The 19,142-nt window shown below is 43.6% G+C and carries 18 protein-coding genes; 1 reads left to right on the top strand and 17 read right to left on the bottom strand.

Features of this window, described 5'->3' with window-relative positions; all coding sequences use genetic code 11:
* Window positions 1-125 precede the first annotated feature (125 nt).
* Window positions 126-428 carry a hypothetical protein gene (locus tag HZB31_11305; protein ID MBI5848512.1) on the top strand — a complete coding sequence of 101 codons (303 nt, stop codon included), beginning with the start codon at window positions 126-128 and terminating at the stop codon, window positions 426-428.
* A gap of 862 nt (window positions 429-1,290) precedes the next feature.
* Here HZB31_11305 and HZB31_11300 read toward each other — a convergent pair.
* From HZB31_11300 to HZB31_11220, 17 genes are all read right to left on the bottom strand, one after another.
* On the bottom strand, window positions 1,291-1,656 hold the full coding sequence (locus tag HZB31_11300) for a hypothetical protein (protein MBI5848511.1): 366 nt from the start codon (window positions 1,654-1,656) through the stop codon (window positions 1,291-1,293).
* Window positions 1,657-1,820: 164 nt separating this feature from the next.
* On the bottom strand, window positions 1,821-3,221 hold the full coding sequence (locus HZB31_11295; GenBank protein MBI5848510.1) for an amidase: 1,401 nt from the start codon (window positions 3,219-3,221) through the stop codon (window positions 1,821-1,823).
* A 511-nt stretch (window positions 3,222-3,732) separates the two neighbouring features.
* On the bottom strand, window positions 3,733-5,682 hold the full coding sequence (locus HZB31_11290; GenBank protein MBI5848509.1) for a caspase family protein: 1,950 nt from the start codon (window positions 5,680-5,682) through the stop codon (window positions 3,733-3,735).
* 145 nt (window positions 5,683-5,827) lie between these two features.
* A complete protein-coding gene (locus HZB31_11285; GenBank protein ID MBI5848508.1) occupies window positions 5,828-6,892 on the bottom strand; it encodes a hypothetical protein in 1,065 nt (354 codons plus the stop codon).
* A gap of 64 nt (window positions 6,893-6,956) precedes the next feature.
* Entirely contained in the window at window positions 6,957-8,042 is a 1,086-nt protein-coding gene (locus HZB31_11280) for a hypothetical protein (GenBank protein ID MBI5848507.1), read from the bottom strand.
* Window positions 8,043-8,351: 309 nt separating this feature from the next.
* Window positions 8,352-9,080 (bottom strand): hypothetical protein, encoded by a 729-nt coding sequence (locus tag HZB31_11275; GenBank protein ID MBI5848506.1) that lies wholly within the window; start codon window positions 9,078-9,080, stop codon window positions 8,352-8,354.
* Window positions 9,081-9,238: 158 nt separating this feature from the next.
* Window positions 9,239-9,703 carry a pyridoxamine 5'-phosphate oxidase family protein gene (locus tag HZB31_11270; GenBank protein MBI5848505.1) on the bottom strand — a complete coding sequence of 155 codons (465 nt, stop codon included), beginning with the start codon at window positions 9,701-9,703 and terminating at the stop codon, window positions 9,239-9,241.
* A gap of 407 nt (window positions 9,704-10,110) precedes the next feature.
* Window positions 10,111-11,031: an aldo/keto reductase gene (locus tag HZB31_11265; protein MBI5848504.1), complete on the bottom strand. Its 921-nt coding sequence runs from the start codon at window positions 11,029-11,031 to the stop codon at window positions 10,111-10,113.
* A 44-nt stretch (window positions 11,032-11,075) separates the two neighbouring features.
* Window positions 11,076-11,747 (bottom strand): SDR family NAD(P)-dependent oxidoreductase, encoded by a 672-nt coding sequence (locus HZB31_11260; protein MBI5848503.1) that lies wholly within the window; start codon window positions 11,745-11,747, stop codon window positions 11,076-11,078.
* A gap of 910 nt (window positions 11,748-12,657) precedes the next feature.
* Complete coding sequence (locus HZB31_11255) at window positions 12,658-13,050, bottom strand: VOC family protein (GenBank protein ID MBI5848502.1); 393 nt, start codon at window positions 13,048-13,050, stop codon at window positions 12,658-12,660.
* Between the two features lie 52 nt (window positions 13,051-13,102).
* Window positions 13,103-14,017 carry an NUDIX domain-containing protein gene (locus tag HZB31_11250; protein ID MBI5848501.1) on the bottom strand — a complete coding sequence of 305 codons (915 nt, stop codon included), beginning with the start codon at window positions 14,015-14,017 and terminating at the stop codon, window positions 13,103-13,105.
* Between the two features lie 52 nt (window positions 14,018-14,069).
* Window positions 14,070-14,594, bottom strand: coding sequence for a hypothetical protein (locus HZB31_11245; protein ID MBI5848500.1), 525 nt, complete (start codon window positions 14,592-14,594; stop codon window positions 14,070-14,072).
* An 88-nt stretch (window positions 14,595-14,682) separates the two neighbouring features.
* Entirely contained in the window at window positions 14,683-15,297 is a 615-nt protein-coding gene (locus tag HZB31_11240; protein ID MBI5848499.1) for a hypothetical protein, read from the bottom strand.
* A gap of 225 nt (window positions 15,298-15,522) precedes the next feature.
* The gene (locus HZB31_11235) at window positions 15,523-16,116 is read right to left on the bottom strand and encodes a hypothetical protein (GenBank protein MBI5848498.1); all 594 of its coding nucleotides are present in this window, start codon (window positions 16,114-16,116) and stop codon (window positions 15,523-15,525) included.
* Between the two features lie 145 nt (window positions 16,117-16,261).
* Complete coding sequence (locus HZB31_11230) at window positions 16,262-17,332, bottom strand: radical SAM protein (protein ID MBI5848497.1); 1,071 nt, start codon at window positions 17,330-17,332, stop codon at window positions 16,262-16,264.
* 285 nt (window positions 17,333-17,617) lie between these two features.
* The gene (locus HZB31_11225; GenBank protein ID MBI5848496.1) at window positions 17,618-18,214 is read right to left on the bottom strand and encodes a hypothetical protein; all 597 of its coding nucleotides are present in this window, start codon (window positions 18,212-18,214) and stop codon (window positions 17,618-17,620) included.
* A gap of 140 nt (window positions 18,215-18,354) precedes the next feature.
* Window positions 18,355-19,023, bottom strand: coding sequence for a histidine phosphatase family protein (locus HZB31_11220; protein MBI5848495.1), 669 nt, complete (start codon window positions 19,021-19,023; stop codon window positions 18,355-18,357).
* Window positions 19,024-19,142 lie beyond the last annotated feature (119 nt).

Genomic DNA, 19,142 nt, shown 5'->3' with positions numbered 1-19,142 from the left:
GGAAAAAATCATAAACAGTGAGCCAAAAATCCCAAAGCTGATACTGAAGTTGTGAGCAGCAATAATCCAAAGATGTTGGATATGACCCAGTTTGTCATTCCATCTTTGTGTGATAGAATTCTGCCATGGACGACAATACTCGGAAAAACCCAGATCCCAATTCTTCGACAACCCAGTTCTCCTTTCCGAATGGTTTTCACTTTGAAACACCTTACAACCGCATAATCGGGAATGGTCTTGCTATGGTCAAGGTGATCGAAGGTCTGCTTATCCTAAAGGATTATTCTGGGTCTTGGCGCGAAACCCTCCTTATCAATCTCACTCTCAGCCTGTACCAGCACCGGTTGAGGGAAATGATCAAGACACTGCCAGCAGAGATCGGGGATGAAATATTGTTGGCGGGAAGGAAAGAGGAGCTTGGTCTCTAAGACCTGGGAATAAAAAAGGCAGTGCTTGCGGCACCGCCATTTATTTACACCCGTATTAGCTTGGAGGTGCTGTCTCGCGTCGAATACGTTACACCTTGCCGCTCTGTTGGGAACGACGCGAGCATTGGTGGCATTGTAGTACAGTCGCAGCGCGAGCGGTGCATTTCTATTATGGGGATTGGGTTGGCGAACTCGCTCAGTGGTCATTTGTCCCAGAACATTGTGTTCATCAAGTAGTCAATTACACAACACCTTACCCATCACTTTGATGGCGAGACTGGTTATTGGAATGGGGGACTGCACAGCTAAGGTGAATACCATTCCTGTTACTGTTACGTTGGCTTGAAGAATCAAAAGTCCACGCTTGATAAAAGGCGTGGACTTTTTTAATGCGTCATAAGATTAACAATTATGGCATAGCGTACATTCGGTTGGTAGAACCCCACTCAATCGTCGAGTAAGTTTTCTCTTCATCGTTCCGCGATTTTGGAAAAGCCGATTCACTTGACGTTAGAAAGTAATTTTTCAGATATAATACTGGGGGAGGGTTGACATGACCATACGAAAAACTCAGGTCGAGAATGATGCTCAATACTCACCCGATCTCAAGTTGAGAGTCGTGCTCGAGTATTTACGAAATCCCCGAAGACGAAAAAACATTTGCAATCAGAATCAGATTAGTAGGAGTTGTTGACCCAATGGCATCAAGAGTTTATGGAGCGAGCTGATGAGATTTTTTTCAGTGCTCGCACGAATCTTGGCAATGCCAATCCAATCGAGCCACTCAATGACACGGCGATCAAGCCCACCGGGGACGAGGCCAACTCAGAGACGATTGCCTCATGGGGTATACGACTCAACTCTAGCTCCCGTTTTCATTCTTCACGGAATGCTCATATACCCCCTCTTGAAATACTTGAATTGTCGCACTTAGTGAGCATGTGATATCTTGCTCTGCAAGATATCTTTCAGCCAAATTCACAAGTGCTCTTGCAAGCTCTGCAATCGCTGGACGTTGGTTACTACGAGAAGACAGGTGCAGTCTCACCTCGATATCGATGTCCTTGCGATTCAAGATCCAAGGTGTTTGAGGTATGATTTCCACTGACACATGCTCCGGCAGTGAGTCAAGGTGACATGCCACTACCCGAGCAACATCTTCTGCGATGCCACATAATTGATGGCCTGCCACAACACGTTCTTTGAACTTGATGTCAACTACCGGCATTTTTGGTTACCCGAATAACAAAATTTTGAGGCACGGAATAATCTCGGTTCTTAGTTCAAGATTTTCACTGAAATGACGAGGAAGCTCATAATAATGCATGCATTCCATGTTTAACTCGTTTCACTCTTGTTCCCAAAGTGCATGCAGTCCAGTGCGACAGAAGTTTAACTTGGAATGCCAGGACGTTGCTTCGACCATGGATGAGATTGCTCATAGAATCTTGCTGTTGCAACAAGAGTCGATTCGTACCACTTTTTTGCCACCAACTGCATGCCAATTGGAAGTCCAAGAGATGTAAACCCACATGGTAATGATATAGCCGGATTGCCTGTAAGGTTAAACAAACATGTCAACAGTATCAAAGGACGATTTTCGCTATTTGGTACTTTAATGATATGAGGGGCTGGCACCGCCGTTGTTGGAGTAATAAGAACATCGATCTTTTGAAATAGGTGCTCCAAACATTTAGTCCAACTCGATTGTATTTGCTTTGCTTTTGAGTACTCTGTGGCTTTGTACTCTTGCCCTCGCCTTAGCCTTCCGATCACGGTATCGCTGAAAATCAAAGCATTTGATGCAAGCGACTCCTCGTGATATGCTGCCGCATCACTATACATGATGATTGCATGAGCGTTGACTGCTTCTGCGACATCCGGTAACGATACTTCGTCTACTATCGCTCCAAAGTTTGTAATATCTTCTATGGCCTTGTGGAGAGCATTCTGGACTTCCTTATCCAAACCATCAAAGAAGTATGTCTTGGGTATGCCTACCCTAAGTCCAACCAGGTTGTCTGAGCACCGAATTCCATCAGCCTGCACTATTGAAGCACTGATCTCGTTGCTCTCTACAATGTTTGTTGGCTTCTGCGCTATTATTTTAAAAAGCGTTTCAACATCGTCAACTGTTCGCGCTATAGTCCCTACATGATCTAATGACCAACTTAGTGGGACCATCCCGTTTCTACTTACTGAGCCGAAAGTTGGTTTTAATCCAACCACTCCACACAGCGCGGCAGGTATTCTGATAGACCCCGCTGTATCACTTCCGATTGATCCAAGATCCAGTCCAGCGGCAACTGCCGCAGCTGAACCTCCACTTGATCCTCCTGAGATGCAATCCACATTCCAAGGATTATGAACTGGTCCAAAATGTGACTCACGATTAGTAGCTCCGCAGGCCCATTCGTGCATATTGTGTTTCCCTAACAAGATCGCCCCTGCATCCTTTAACTTTCTGGCAATAGTACTATCGATTGACGGAAATGTAGTATGGGAACTTCCTGCGGTGGTTGGCATTCCGGCAACATCAAAAACGTCCTTGATCCCCATGGGAATACCGTGTAAAGGCTTCAATGCATTTCCTTGAGCAATTTCCTCTGTGGCAGACCGAGCACTACTCAAAGCCTCATCGTGTGCTACCGTAATATAGGCATTTAGGATAGGATTGAGTTTTTCGATTCGAGCCAGACATGCAGAAACCAATTCAATTGGAGATAGCTGCTTTCCTTTGATAGCTATCGAAGCTTCTAAAAGAGTAATCTCGGAAAGATTCGGATACGCCACAAGAACACCTCGGATTTGTAGCTCAGTAGTAGTAACAAATCACAAACGAGACTTCGGCTGAAAGCCCGTACGCCGCACTATTGTTGCCGCTCAAGTATGAACTCAAATGCTACAATACTGGAAATGTGATAGCATATTGAAATATTAGTTGATTTAAGCGCAGGGGTTTCCTTCGGTCATTGTATAGTATTCCTCTGCAGAAACTATCACAACCCCGAAGATTTTTCCCGCTAATCACACGAATCCACACGAATCAAAATTAAAGATTAGTGCAGATTAGCGAGATTCGTGGGAAATGATTTTGGTTGCGGTCACGCTGCTCTATGCATGGAGTTAGCGAACTTGTCTAACATGGAACGAAGCAAGCAGTTTTTTTCGTAATCGACATTCAACACCAAACACGACTCTACAATCAGTATATGAACAGTAACGCAAAATCTTTCTTTTGCAATATCCTCTTCTTGCAAAGATTTATGCCACACGACTTGGCAACATTCGAAAACCGAGTCGTTCAGACCCTAAATAACCTATAGCCCTTCCTATATTCGCCGGGTTTTATTTCGCGCCCTATATGATCTTTGGCGATACCAGAGTTCCAAGATAAAATCCGTCCCCATACTTCCAACTCTAAACACCGGAAAAAGAGACTTTCAGTTACACGAGGTTTCTCGCCATATAAAAAGGGATGTTGTAACAGTAATACATATTTGCGAATACAATCTCCAATTCCTTGAACCTTGTTCAGATCATACAACTGAGCAATGAGAAATCCCAAATTGTTTATCCACAAAATCGTCTTTTGCTCATTATGTATTTCGAAAGCCACTTCTTTTCGTGCTACCTCATGATTAGGATATACTATTTTATTTCGAGCAATCAATCTTTCCATGAGACGTATGCTGCCGGAAATCCCCCTATAATCGTGTATTTGAAAGTCCTCTATTGAATGGTCAAGGAGCACAAGGATCCCCCACCAAACATTACTTTCATCATCCAGCATCTCAGTAAACAGATTCTTGCTACTGGGATCAATCAACTGCTCCAATTCATGTTTGGTTTTTTGGAGCAGAAATTGTTCGACTTTGGCGGAACCACCATGATCAGCATAGTCGAGCTTTTTGATTAGATAGAGAGCCGACATAAGCTCTGGGTCGTGTGCGGTATTTGTGAATCTTGTTAAGGCCAAGGTCGATTTTGCGAAATCCTCCACACGCTTGAGGGTTAGTGCAGCATCTTCTTCATCCCCCATAGTATTGAGTATGTCTTGAACAATGGACTGCCATCTGTTTTTTGTCTCGAGTTGTATTTTATCATCAGGAAACCTAGCCAAAAGGTTCTTAAGTCTACGGAAGTAAAGCTTCAATCTTGGCTTGCAACTTTCTAACTCTATGTCATAATAAGCTGAATGAAGAAGAGATACATATGCTTCATGCTCCGTTGCATCCATCGGAAAACCCAGGCATGAGAATATGTCTCTACTCCCTAGAGCCTGTAGAAGACCGCTTTCAGAATGGCTTTCCGCAAGTTGATCCAATAGTTTCATGAAGTGCCTTATGTATTCCCAATTGTCATTCCACTGAGATTGGATTTGAATAATGGTATCATCAAAGTCCGGCTCTTGTTTTCTAGAAACAGCATTATTATCGAGGTGGATGCTATTTTTCAAATATCTAGGTTCATCCGATCCACTCTGCGGAAAGCGAAAGACGAAGGCTCCTTCGCTACTACTCCCAGGGATTGGTCCAAATTGTGGTATCTGCCCCGAGGCGTGAAGTTGGACGTTATTGCGCACGTATCCTGCCAAACTATAACTAGTAATTATTCCATTCCAATCAGCTTTTCCCAGGATACCCTGAGTTAGGAAATACGTAAATGGCGAAAGGTTTGTTTCTCCGTATGGGAGCCGATCATACACAAAATCCCTGGCTCCTCCTGCTGTTAATATTTCTATCGCGCGCTTGCGAGTTAGGTTCTGGGCTATAGTTCCAATGTCGTCAGACGGCACGCTCATAGTGTCACCTTGTCGAGCAAGAGCTAATCCGCTAAAGCAAGCATCAAGTGCCAAAAAAATATGTTTGGCTTTAATGAATTGAAATTCTCGTATAATATCTTGAAAATAAAGAGCTTTGCTATAATTTTTGCCCGTATCATATAGCCCCAAATAACCTACCTCTTCGTTTGAAACATTCTTTCTCCGCATACCGTGACCTGCAAAATATATGAAGACCCGATCATCCTCTGCTGAACTTTCCGCGAATTCAGCGAGCGCTTTTCGAATGCTTGAGGCTGTGGCTTTGCTATTGTAAATCCCCATGACTTTGTAATTCTGAAGTGCAAGAAGGCTTGCGACTTCTTTGGCTCCAGCAACGCAAGTCTCAAGTTTTCCTAGATTTAAGTAGTTGTCAATGCCAATACACAGAGCGAATGAGTTCCTATATAATGGCTGATATGTTTTTTCCATTCGTTGTTCCTCGCCACAAGTCATCTGCTTCTGAGCAGATGAACTCTTAACCGTGTGTACTTATACGATCCAAACATCATGGATTGTGTCCATTTAAGCCTCGTGATACGGATACTCAAACGAGAAAAGACTCCCTGGTGCCAATTCACGAAACTATCGGGCCTATGTTAAGTGTTCGATCGAGGTGTACACCTTCGCTGTCATCTTCAATGAAATCTGTGGATTTTCTCGAATAGAACTGCAACATTCTTTCACGCGTGTCATCAATAACTTTCTCGGCAACGGTCCCAGATTCTGAACGGAACAAAACCGAGTTTTGCTCTTCAGCATTTTTCTTTGCCGCTATCAATCCCTCTATTATTTCGTCTCGCTGAGGCGAAATAAGAAATGGTGATGTTCGGACAACGGTAAGCAGTGTTTCTACACATGCAAGATATTTCTCTCGAAGGATGCTAGACCTGCTAAGCTCTACATTGAAATCATTGAGGGCATTCTTTATATCTGGGATTTCAAACCAGTCTTCGCGACGTTCTGCAACTTCAATGGAGAATACCAAATAACTGACGCGCGAAATATCCCCATTCTTAATATGCAATTGTCCGCCAATCACGCTGAGGTTCTGTGGCGTCCAATCACTTAAACCAGGTGGCGCTACAATGATGTGGGTCTGATTTAAGAATTCATGCTGTCCAATTTGCCCACTCCAACCCAACCTCATCTCACAGGTATTTAGACCCAACACGGTATTTATTCCCCGCCGAAGTAGATCCGCAATCCCAACTGCTGCAACAACGTCCAAACGTCCAACAGCTCCGGAAAGCCCACTCAAAAGGTTGAGCATTCCCTCAGCCAATTCCTCGCCTGGAACAGCAATTAACGCCAACCCGATCTCGAAAGGCGCTCCGGTATGAGGAATAGGTGGAGTAACTACTTGCGGACTCATTTGTACTAGACGCTTGTCACCGCGAAACGCTCCCAATTGTTGGGGTCCAACAAGTGTCTGAACGTATTCTCCATTGAAACTGTATTGCAAATGAAACGAGGGATGTAATCTTGTTGTAAACACCCAGTCACGTGAGAGGCGCATTTCAATCAATCGTATTCGCCAGTACCCTCCGTTTGCCCGAATCATTTGTCCTGAGACCCCGGGCAGGGATACAACAGTCATGCGTTCGGATTGCTTCCAAAAAGGGATGTTCGGGAAAGGCATTTCTCAACCTCTTCTCTAGTGAATCGAACTGGTTACTTCAAGGTAATTCTATGTTCAGTAAACGTTATTGATGAAACACATAACTACCTGGCCGTAAAGAAATGCCACGTTCATCAAGCATCCCTTTGCCATCTTTCCATGCAAGCATTCTTCCCCAGACCTCAGATTCCAAACATCTGAAGTACAAATGGCTAGGTTGGCGCATTTTTTGCCCGAACAAGAACGGTTTTTGGAATTCAAGAACCTGGTTGCGAATACGCATCGGATAATCTGAAATTTCATTATCTTGGATAATATCTGCGATTTGAAAAGCAGCACTACCAATAAATAATACGGTCTTCTGTTCTGATTGTATCTCAAAGGTGATTTCTTTCCGAGCCACCTTACCCTTGGGATAAGTTATGCTATTTCTTGATAATAGCCGGTCAATTATTTTTAGAAATCCATCCATTCCTGAATACTGATATATGACAAAATTTTCCCGCTTCCAGTCTAGGAGCGTGAGTAATCCCCACCAAATGTTCGCCTCATCATCTAGCAGTGAACTGAAAAAGTTTTTGCTTGAAGGATCGATTAGTACCTCCAATTCGCGTCGAGCCATTCCAAGTAAATATTCTTCCGCCGTATGTGTTATACCTCTACCCTCTTTATCGCTCATCTCAAGAAGATACAACGCAGTTACCAACTCAGGATCATGCCAAGTTGCAGTAAATCTTGTTAACTCAAGGGTCGATTTCGCGAAATCTTCTACCTGTTTCAAAGTAGAATTGGAATCATCAAGCGCCCCCATATCTCTAAGAAGACCCTTAATTGATGTTTCCCACCGCATTTTGGTCATTTGATCGATCGTAGGGTCCGGGAATCTCTCAAGGAGCCTCAACAGTCTTGAAATATATTGAATCGATCGACGCTTGAAAGTCTCTACAATATGCTCGCCATAACTCGAATTCAATACATCAAGAAATGCCTGATGTTCATTCGGACTAAAAGAATAGCCAAGATATTGAACAAAATCACGGCTTTCTAGCACGCGTCGCATACTGCTAGATGGGTTCTTACCTATGATAACATCTAACTGGTATAGAATTTCCTTGAGTGCTTTCCAGTTATCTTCCTTTAGAGTTCGCATCTGATCAAAAACAGCATCCACTTCAAACCTCGCCAATCAAAAATACAGATAAAAAGTTAACAATTTCCCAATCTAGCGTGATGTTGATTTCTTCATAGTTGAAGATTGCGACTACTGGGTATGCAATTCTCCCCAAAGCTGCCCGAGCGCGCTTGGCTGCTTGTTGTCGACATCAAACTGCATTTAAACTGGTTCGCGTACACCAGGCTACCCTTGCCAGACAGACTCTTCCGCCGGAAGGTCATTTACCACCAAAACGTCAATGGCTACTCCATGGGCAAGTGATACTTTTAAGATAGGTTAAGTGTTTAGAATTTTACGAAGTACAATCTATAAATAGTACGGTCGTATGTTTTTTTTGAGAGCGAGCATAGTATGTGCAGTCGAATAAGAAACTGCTTGAAGAATATACGACTGCCAGTCGCTGATTCTTTTAGCAAGGTAATCAATGATCCTGGCAGAGAAAATTGCGCCAGCTCCGGTTGTTCTGATATCGTATAACGGCTCGACTTGGACTTCATGTATAGTGTCGTTCCACATTATGAAAATATTCTTACTGTCTCTAGTAAGCACGATTGCATGTTGTCGACGTGGCTTGATTTGTTTTGCCAGATCCTGCATCTCTACCTGAATCTTCAAAGATACTTGAATTATTCCCGGAACGTTCAAATACTCACTTAGTCGATTAACTGCTCCCAGCTCATTACAATCCCCAGCATTGCAGTAAAGCAGCTTTGGGGAGAATACTCCAAATTCGGCAAAGTATGGCTTGATATCGCAGGTGTCTAGCCAATGATCTGTGTAAATTATGTCAGGACTTTCCGCTTTGTATTTTTTCAAAGTCAGGACAAGTTCCTCAAGTTTCGGCGGAATTATGTTTGAGATCCACGTGCGGCTTCCATTATTGGATTGAATAATTAAGTCCATTGGCGGGCTGGGAGGATCAGAGCCAATCTCGACCAAGATATGACCATCTGAATTTAATCTCTTTCGCAGGTCTCGGGCTTCAATTGAGTTGCCCAGATTATTCCCGAACAGTCGCACTCTGTTTCCATCCATTATCATCCGAGAGATCATCGCACAATCCCAGATGAACATCTTTTGAAAACCTTTGCAAAAACAGCCTTGGTTTTCTGTGGGATAGTGCTCGACTAACAGATCGATCCCCCAGCCAATGGGCCCAATCAACCAGATCATGGGAATGTAGGCATTTGCCATTACGCTCGAAGATCAAAAGAGAGAATCTGGGCGTCTTTGAATAAATTCTTGTTAGTAAACTTTATGCTGTGCGCCTCAATCACGTAAACAGTGCCCCCTTTCATAACTTCAAGGAGATTAGGAAGACTACCATAGTCAGCCAGAAATTCTTTGAATTTCTGACCGTAATTTACTACTATTTTAGTAGCATCGTCCAACCTGGCTGGACGGCAAAATCCGCGTCCCTGAACTCCTACGATAACAGCAGATGGTGTTTGTGCTGAGTCTGCAACTGCGAAAGCAACAATCGCGCCATTTCCGATATCTTTGGCATGTTGTGTATCCCGCTTCGATGTGAAATAGAAGCGGCCGTCTGAATACCCAAAATATACACTACAAGTCCAAGGATATTCCTTTCCGAGTGTTGCAACTGTCAAAAGAATTTGGGATTTTAAGTACGCATTCAGTTCGTCGTAGAGATTCACTTTTCCCCCCGTATTTCGCAAATTGGATTTGAGTTAGTGACTTCCTAATTTACTCTTGGGATGCGTAACTGCGAAGTCACTGACCATTGATTCTGATTTTCGAATCAAATGGCTCACAGAAAGATATCGAGACCATCGGTTCCCATTAAATGAGAAAGCAGAGCAAGTGGACCACAACAAGTCGTCCTGAGCTCTGCTTTCAATCTGACAAAAGCATCTTACATACATCTCCAGATGAATTCTGATAAATCCGAATGCCGTTGATTAGGTTCTGAATACCAAACGCTAACAACAGCGGTAACGTTTCACAAAGTCAAAGATCTGTTAGTACCTAGGCAAGAGTCCGCTTATTCGTCCTTATCTTCAAATAGAATTCCTTTTCATTACTATTCCAATACTCTATGACCCTAGACCTGCAATATTTGAGAAATCTCCTCCTTTGTAAGAAGAGTAGCTCGGAATGTCCCTAAATGTTCTTCTAGCTGTTTCGAGTTCCTAGGGCCCGGAATCACGGTAGAAACTTCATTAAAAGAAAGAATAAATTGCAAAGCTGCTTGCACCATAGACCTGTTTGCAGTAGCAAGAAAGGGCAAACGACCGAGTTTGTGAAGGTTGCTTTCCAAAAACTCACGTGTCCACTCGCGCGAACGATGATCGTCAGCGGGAAATTTCGAGTCCAAAGTGTATTTTCCGGTCAAAAGCCCTTGAGCCAATGGCTCTCGTACAATTAATGCAACGCCTTGCTTTTTGCAGAGAGCAAACACTTCGGGACCGTTGTTCTGGTTCAATATACTAAAGGGATACTGGATTGCCTCAACTATCTTGGATGAAAGCGCTGTTCTCACTTCGTCCAGGGTGTTCAACGAAACCCCACATGCACGGACCTTACCAAGTTGCTTGGCTCTAGCGACAAACTCGAAAATATCTCCTTGTTTCATTTGATCTATGGTGGGACCATGCAGTTGATAAAGGTCAACATTATCAGTTTTCAGTCGACCGAGGCTTCTGTCTAATGCCACCGCGAGGTACTTGACATCAAAGTTTTTCGATATCTTAGGTGGAGCAGAGTAGAAATCACGTCCACCTTTGGTAGCTATATAGAACTTGGTGCGCATTCCTGCAAGGGCCTCTGATAGCAATGTTTCGCTTTTGCCCAATCCGTAAACGTCTGCGGTGTCAAAAAAGTTCACACCGAGGTCAAAAGCTCTTCTGATAGCCGCGATAGAGGATTTGTCGTCAGTCGGTCCCCAATTGCCACCTATTGCATATGTTCCTGTGCTAATCGCGGAGACGTTCCATCCGATTGACCCAAAGCTACGATACTGCATTGTACACCTCCTGATTTCGACATTATTCGTTAGGCTCGACAATCCTATTCGCTGAATGGCAACAAAGTACAGTCAGCTATCTCGAAAGTGCCCTTCATTATTGCGGTGTCTAAAATCCATTTTGCTAGCTCATCTGGTTTGATGCAGCCGGGTTCTGGGTTAGGGGACCAAGTGTTGATAGAGCCGGCATAAATGTTCATGATTCGAAAATTAGTGCTTTTGAACTCGTCTCGTAATGCCGAGAAGAATGATGCTTCTGCAGCTTTTGCGGAACCATAACCTGATCCACCTGCCTTGTTCCTCAATGCACCAGTCGAAATGATATTAACGATTGTACCCTTTTTAAAGTTGGTTACAAATCCTTTGGTCATGTTGACCGCAGACAAGTAGTTGTCTTTTATGAGCTGCAAATACGTCGCCGGGTCTGTCTCCGTGAGCAAACCTTTGTAATAGGTGCCTGCGTTGTTGATGAGAATAACATCTGTATCTGAATGACATTTCCGGCTTAGAGCTACCCAGAATACTCCTGTTGCAACCGCATCCGAACAATCCAATTGGGTAAAATCAAAATTACATTCAAATGACAGACTGGAGGATTGTGGCGATTTGCTGATTGCTTCGACAGTACCATTTCTCTGGATTGCTTCCTTAACGAAGGATAAACCCAATCCCTTATTTGCACCGGTTATTACATAAACACTACGCTGCATTTCCATCTTCTGTTCTCCCTTGGACACTCCAAGACTGTCCCCAACATGGGTAGAATATTCTACGATTTCGGCTACGGAATGTGTCAATAAGTGGATACTGTTGGCGAATCTTATGTCGTGTGGAAATTAGCGCATGAAATGGTCGCTTGAATTGGGAGAACTCGGTAAGTCGCTAGGAAAAACTGAATTCGCCAACAGTATCATAGGTTTGAGACAACTCGTTTCGGAATTTACTGAAGCGGCGGTACTGCATCACCCAATGGTTTGGGCAGATTGATCCACACTGCGCATTTTTATTATACACGAGGGAGTCGAAGCTTGCAAATAAGCCAAATCAGAAAATTGTTGAATTACTTGGCCGACCAAAACTTGGCCTTGGTTTGGGAACCTGGTATCCATCAACATTCTTCTGCGCCCCGAGCCTTTTCAATTATTTTGATACCAGCTTGCCCCTCTCGGTACTATCCATTGGCAATCTCTGACTAAATTCCTTTTCAAATCCGCTAAAGCAAATTCAGGAATGCCATCGCTTCTTGGGATTCGTGTCCTATCTCATTGCAGGATCAATGTCACTAAAGAGTCAAACAGGCAGGATATCGCTTGGAGGCTTGTGGCAATCGCATCGAAAGAAAACCTATTCGACCGCATAAAGCTAATTGTCAATAATCACGACATCGTGGACAATTTTCCGCCTTTGGAAATCTTTAGACGACCCTTGACGATCGTTGCCACACGAAAAAAGTGTCCACGATGTCGTGATTATTGAGAGCTAATCGGTAATCCAACGACATATTCGAATCAGGGGTCGAAAATAATTCGGCATGTTGCACGATTTGATGGCGACACTAAACATACTCACAAAGTGGGACATGGATTCACGTCGTATATAGATAAGATATCTCCTCTCTTCATAAAGTCAAACATTTTTCTTGACTACTTGCCACTTGTTGCCTTCGGGATCACAGAATTCAGCGACTCTGCCCCAGGGTTTATCTGACGGCATAGATATGAAATGCACTCCTTTGGCGATAAGCTCGGAGACGACTTCGTCGCAGTCATCCACGAGAAAAAGAAGGATAACTGAGTTCTGTGGCATTTCTATTGACACGGCAGTCGGTAGTGGTTTCACCGCTAGAAGTGAGAACGGAACACCTAACACTTCGAAGTTTACAAAATCTTCTGTGCGTTCAGATATCACCCATCCAATCTTCTCTTTGTAGAATTCACAACAACTTTGCAAATCCCTTACAAGGATTTCGATATGGCCGATACCTTTTAATCCCAGGGGCGAATACTTTTGTTCTTTCATTGCCACCTCATAGAAAAAATGGTCCTAACGTGACAAATTATTGATACCTTGCCTATAGTGATTCGTACCAAGGCAGGAAGGACTTGATTTGGTGCACCGTGGATGACCAGTCTCCGTTAAAAGTCATACCCTTATCATCCAAGTAAATATCTGCTATAGGCTTGATAAAAATAGCATCCGGGTCGTGCGATTCCTTATTTATATCATCGAAATATAAATCATTTTCTTCCATGTATTTTCTGATGGAGTTAATTCTTCTGCGGCTTGTGTATATCACTATTCGCCAACCAAGATTGTGTAGCAGCTTAAGAGCACCTTTTGTTCCTTTTAATGGTTTACCAAAGACACTTTCCCCGTAATACCCCCCGGAAATATCGGCTATTACACCATCAAAGTCGATGCATATAGTTCTAGAAAAATTATTACTCTTTCCAAAAAGATCTTTCCCCAGTCTGTTGGATTTCCATCGTTTCTGTGAAGTAAAATAAGTCGCGGCCAAATCTCGAAGTGCTTGATGAGTACTTGGAAACGCTAGACTGTCCCATGGGATCTTGCTAATTTGAAACCAACTTGCCTCCAAGGTCTCTTCTCTCGATAGTACACGGCCTTTAAACCTAGGAAAGGCATAGACCGTTACCACGGTCTTTAACTGAATGTCATTATATACCCCCAGAAGATCACCGATGTTCACTTTCGCGCCAAGCTCTTCCTTGACTTCGCGTTTCAAGGCGTCTTCGGTGCTTTCGCCAATTTTGACAAAGCCCCCTGGGAGACACCATAGACCAGCACTAGGGTCATATCGCCGCTTTTCTAGCAAAACCTTGTCTTTTCTTATTAACAAAGCACAGACCACAGATGCGGGAGATAAGTGTATGACATATCCACATACATCGCAAACAGCCAAGTCTTTCCCTCTCCATCCTTGTGTAAGTGGCGTCCCACAAGCTGGACAATAGTTAAATCCCAATTGTCTTTGCCTTTTCTTCCTCGAGTCATGTGGATAAGTAATGGAACGGTGGCTATGCAGGAAATTCACTGTTTGCATCTCGCATTACAATCCAGAAGATCAACGCCAGCAATATTACTAGAACGATAGCAACAGAAAACAGCGCGATGATTGGAGATGAAGACCAGTCCCAAACTAAAGCAACAAGCAGAGGACCGAAAACTGCAGATAGTTTGCCCCATCGTTGAGCATTTTCGCTTATGCTATTATCTGTTTGTGAAAGCAAATCTGTTAATGGATATAGCGCAGCCCATGCCCACATAGTAGCCACAGCCAGCGCTATCCATCCAATTATGGAAAAGCCGCTGTTATAGCAAGCAAGGATGATTACCAAAGCACATACGGAGGTGGTCACACTGACCAGAAAAAGTTTGAAGGGTATTGCTCGCTCCATTACCTGATTTGCTAATAACTGGCTCGGTAACTGCACTCCTCCAAAAAGCAATAGACCTAAAGCAAACAAGATCGAATTGGAAACGAATGCTTGAAATAATAGGGTTGGAGCCCATAGAAAAATCGCGTAGTAAAGAATATTCATTAGTACCCAGGATAAGATCGCAAGTTGCTTGGCCGAAGACCTGGACCGTGAGATCGATACTCTAACGGGTCTGTTTATCTCTATGAGATCAGCTGTAAGATCCCCCGATGTTTGATACTGCTTTACAAATCTTGCGGGAGTGGATGGCAAAGTAGCAACTATTCCCAAAGATATTAACGCAAGTAGTCCACACATGAAAAACAGAAGCGCAGAATTGCTGCCGCCAAGGAACAATATTCCAATTCCCCCTGCACATCCAAGAAAATATCCCGCTGGCCAGAAAAGATCGAAACCATACATGGCCTTCGCGCGCGAGACGGAAACCACCGAGAAAACGGACAATGGTCAGTGTCCAAAAGTCATCAAAAATGATAGATATTATTGATGCGAGTCCTACAATACCTAAGCCAATAAGGATTGTATTTTTCTCCCCAACAAGCGTGGCAAACTTTGTTGACAATGGCATTCCAATATACAGAGACCCTAGACCTGCTATCATGTATACAGAGAGTGATAAGTTGGTAATTCCTTGCGTAAAAGCTAGAGGCACTACAAAACCAGCAAGCATTATTCCAAGAGAAAGCGTTGCCCATGCAATTCCTACCGAAACCACAACGCGAATATGAAAACCATTTAGCGTGGCATCAGATGATGTCTTAGTGAACATTTTTTCCACGGCTCCTTTACAATCAATAGTTAACATATATTCGAAGCATTCAGACCATTTCAGAATAACGTTGGCCAAGGCAAACTAACCGGATCCTATGTTTGTCCGCTACAGAGAGTGTGATTCTCTTTCAACCGTTGATAAGGTATGGTGGGATTATAGCGTTCAGATTCGAATATGAATCCGGACTCGGCCAAAACACGTTTTGCACAAACAATGTATGCCAGTTGTTCAAATCATTGATGTAGATCCTCTACTGAATTAAGGATCCAATGATTGTAGCGAACGAAATACAACTTGGGCAACTGCATTGTTCGAATCTGCGCCCAGTACGAAGTGGACGACTTCAGCGACATCTTCTGGTCGCAAATAATTGGCAGATATTTCTGCTCCCCAGGTATTTGTTGCATTCGGACATAAGAAAGACACACAGCCCCCGACACAGTTTGGCAGGTGTAGTCCCGCTGATAGGTGCAGACGAATGGGGGCACTGTCCGTCAAGCGGAGCGCGTCCTCGGGATCAATCAAGGCGGCACTCAACGCTCGACGCACGCCTTCGATACACACACTTAGGGACCGCCGGCGGCGATTGAATCGACTATTCGACAACAAGTTGGGAAAGAGCGTCAAATAATGTTGGCGGACAAACGCCAGTGCGAGTTCTTCGTTGCCATGAAAATAGGTATCGCTAATCAGGCTAATCGTGATGACTTCGCTGTCGGCGAAAGTCGGCATCGGTCCGCTGGCACGCAATCGCTGATACAGAAGATTGAACGTATCGTCGACCAGGACAAACCAAACGGTGAAAACGTCAATCCAGGCACATTCCGTGATATAATCGGTCAAGCTGCGCATGGCACACCTCCTGAGGAAGTTGGTTGCTTCACTCATCAGTGTACCGTGCCGGCTACTTTTGTAAAGACTGTGAACTAGCAATTACCGTAATTAGCACTTCGAGACCGCATTGATCTTTTCACAATGCTACGATACTATTAGACTTTCATATTGATCTATCATCGCAATTTCCAGCGGCATCGACCAGACATTGTCCATTTGATATTCGAGATTGAGACAGATTAAAGAGAACGGATGGATTATCAAATTTACCAAAAACGTTCGGATCCAAGCAGTTATCGCATTGCGAAGGATGGTTCGTTAAAATAGATTGGCGCAATCTATCCGGCAATAAGCTAAAATCGTTAATAGAGTGAACATCACTTGTCTGGATCCCAGTTTGAGCAGTTATAAAACTACACGGACCGATCCTTCCAAATTGATCGATGAAAAGAATACGAGACCCGGGATAACAATTGGCAATTGAAACTGGCTCATCGGAAATATACTTCTGAATTCGAGCGAAATAAAGATCTGACCCCAAAAGTTTGACATTTAATTCTTCGAATAATGGACGACCAAGTTGATGAATCTTCGCCAGAGAATCTAGATGTTCAGGCCTTAATCCCAGCGAAGCATATAGTTCGCTCTTTTTATCGCTAATAAGTTGGTTAAAGGTGATCTGATTGACTCCCGCTGAACCCAAACGACGACAAAGTTTCTCGAAATCATTGATCGAAACCGACGAAAGAATAGAATTCACCCTAATAGTATTCAGCGCAGATGGAATCGTTGCCCGAAGTTTATCAATCCTACTTATCGCCTCTAGAAGCTTTTCGAACAATCCTTCCTGACACCTTAGCTGATCGTGTACTGAATTAAATCCATCAATGCTGATTGTTATCTCATCAAACACACGGACTACTTGTTCCGCTATGTCTGGTAATCCCAAAAGGGTACCGTTCGTGGTCGCAGAAACCAATAAACCATGACTCTTCAGGCTCCGAGATACATCGAATATGCCTTTCCACAAAAGAGACTCGCCACCTAGCCAACTCACTAGGATCCTCTTGTTTGTCAGGCGAGAATACTCTGCAAGCAAAAATGAAAATCGTAAAATCTCTTCCGTGCTAAACGAAGTTCGAGAAAAAGATAAATTCTTCCTGAATTCACAGAAAGGACATGTTAGATTGCAATGCTCAAGAACCCGCCACACCACAACAATGTCATATGGCATAACACTAGACCTCTTCAGAACTATGGCAGAACAAATTGGATACGCTCACTTCCCTTTGGTCACTCACCATAAACTGCATAAAACAAAAGGCGAATCAATAATTGGCACTGAAAACGAGACGCTTTGATTATACTGTTAGTCCGAATAAATTTTCAAAACTGAAAGGATGTAAAATCTGTTCAGCTCCAAGTCAGCCCCAACCAGAGCTTTTATTTTGGCAATCCGCTTGGCCAATGTGTTTTTAATGTAATGGAGATTGACGTCTCGAACTAGGAAAAACAATCCTTAATACCAGCCTTTACTAATAATCTCCCTGACACGTAACCCAGGATGTGCTCTTCTTTGCCAAGTGACTCCAAATAACTCATCGCTAGGAGTTGCTTGGATGACAAGCGCGGCATGGGATTTCATCGGAGGCAACGCTATTGAAATAATTGTTTCTCCGGGTTCTACTGCACCCGCATCACATGCCATCAACGCACACTCGATCGCGACTTTGACCCCATCCCCAAATAACTTGAGGGTTTCGGCAACAACAAGATTTAGATTTAAGCCAGAAGACCATAGGATGCCTCTAAAAACCTCTGTACCTTGAACAATTCTTTTCACTCCGAGCTTGTACAATTCTTGTGCGACCGCCGAATCCGGTGCAATACCGCAAGCATAATCACTTTCTGTGACTTCAAAAGGCCATTCTTGGCGAAATGTATCTCTATAGCTTTCGGGGATTTGATCAATTGGCCACCATGAGTGTGCTCGATCCGTAACTACAATGATATCAAATTCGTTAGGATTGAAATACTGAGCACACTCTTTGGCAGTGCGACCAGCAGATGAGACTACAATAATTTTCCTGACCCCAAGTGAAGTGGCGCGTCTCATGACCTCACCTAGTATCGGTTGAACAGGATAACCTCGATCAGACATTCTTGTTTTTCCTTAATATTACGATGGGATGTTTACATTACATCGTGGCTTTGTTCATTAAAGTCATTACTAATATCACCTTATTCTAGGGTGTGTTAATCGTCCGGATAATTCATGGCACGGTTAAGAAAATCTGATCGATTGTCAAAGGTCAACCTAGCTCCGTGAGGTTGGCTCACTTCAAGCAGTGTGATTGAGCCAGGATCAAGCCGATACCTAGTATAAGGTTTATCTCTCAAATATGTATTTTCCAAGAGAATATTGATTATTGCGATTCCAACAGATCGCGAAACAACAACAACTGCAACATCCAAATCAGAACAAAGAATTGGCTGAAGCGCTAATCTAATTCTGTCCAAGAAATCCCTCATTGTCTCGGCTTCCGGAATCCCGATTTCGTTTACATCCAATTTTCCCTGACGCCAAAGCGCAAGACGACGAGCTGCATCGGGATACTTGGAATTAACCTCATCATCTGCCAAACCATCGAAAACCCCCACATGCAAATTTCTTAGATTTTCATCGACATGCCAAGGAAGACCGGTAGCACCCGACAATAACTCGGCTGTCTCATAAACCTGTCTAACGTTGGATGAATAGATTCCTGCTCTTTTCTCGGCACTACAGATATTCGCCAATATGAACTTGGATATATTCTCAATGTCTTTTTTCCCAACCTCGGTCAATGGATATCCTTGGACTCCATGACGATTTTCAAGAGTCTTGAATGATTCTGTATGCCGAAGTCTGATTCCCTTACCAATTTAATTAAAGCCGCTTGATGACAGGCGCTAAACGAATTGGCGTTAGGCAGGCGTTGAAGACAGGCAGCCGCTGCATCGCCGTCGCCACGCAGCGCTTGAGCCAACGCAGACCGAGTTGG

It is taken from the genome of Nitrospirota bacterium, assembly GCA_016235245.1.
Lineage (GTDB): Bacteria > Nitrospirota > Thermodesulfovibrionia > Thermodesulfovibrionales > UBA6898 > UBA6898.
The sequence above is the reverse complement of the archived record's forward strand: the minus strand, read 5'-3'. Positions and strand labels throughout refer to the sequence as shown.

Coding starts and splice junctions, on each gene's coding strand:
- HZB31_11305 (MBI5848512.1), top strand. CDS start 126: ATGGACGACAATACTCGGAAAAACCCAGATCCCAATTCTTCGACAACC.
- HZB31_11300 (MBI5848511.1), bottom strand. CDS start 1,656: ATGCCGGTAGTTGACATCAAGTTCAAAGAACGTGTTGTGGCAGGCCAT.
- HZB31_11290 (MBI5848509.1), bottom strand. CDS start 5,682: ATGGAAAAAACATATCAGCCATTATATAGGAACTCATTCGCTCTGTGT.
- HZB31_11285 (MBI5848508.1), bottom strand. CDS start 6,892: ATGCCTTTCCCGAACATCCCTTTTTGGAAGCAATCCGAACGCATGACT.
- HZB31_11275 (MBI5848506.1), bottom strand. CDS start 9,080: ATGGATGGAAACAGAGTGCGACTGTTCGGGAATAATCTGGGCAACTCA.
- HZB31_11265 (MBI5848504.1), bottom strand. CDS start 11,031: ATGCAGTATCGTAGCTTTGGGTCAATCGGATGGAACGTCTCCGCGATT.
- HZB31_11260 (MBI5848503.1), bottom strand. CDS start 11,747: ATGGAAATGCAGCGTAGTGTTTATGTAATAACCGGTGCAAATAAGGGA.
- HZB31_11255 (MBI5848502.1), bottom strand. CDS start 13,050: ATGAAAGAACAAAAGTATTCGCCCCTGGGATTAAAAGGTATCGGCCAT.
- HZB31_11245 (MBI5848500.1), bottom strand. CDS start 14,594: ATGAATATTCTTTACTACGCGATTTTTCTATGGGCTCCAACCCTATTA.
- HZB31_11240 (MBI5848499.1), bottom strand. CDS start 15,297: ATGTTAACTATTGATTGTAAAGGAGCCGTGGAAAAAATGTTCACTAAG.
- HZB31_11235 (MBI5848498.1), bottom strand. CDS start 16,116: ATGCGCAGCTTGACCGATTATATCACGGAATGTGCCTGGATTGACGTT.
- HZB31_11230 (MBI5848497.1), bottom strand. CDS start 17,332: ATGCCATATGACATTGTTGTGGTGTGGCGGGTTCTTGAGCATTGCAAT.
- HZB31_11225 (MBI5848496.1), bottom strand. CDS start 18,214: ATGAGACGCGCCACTTCACTTGGGGTCAGGAAAATTATTGTAGTCTCA.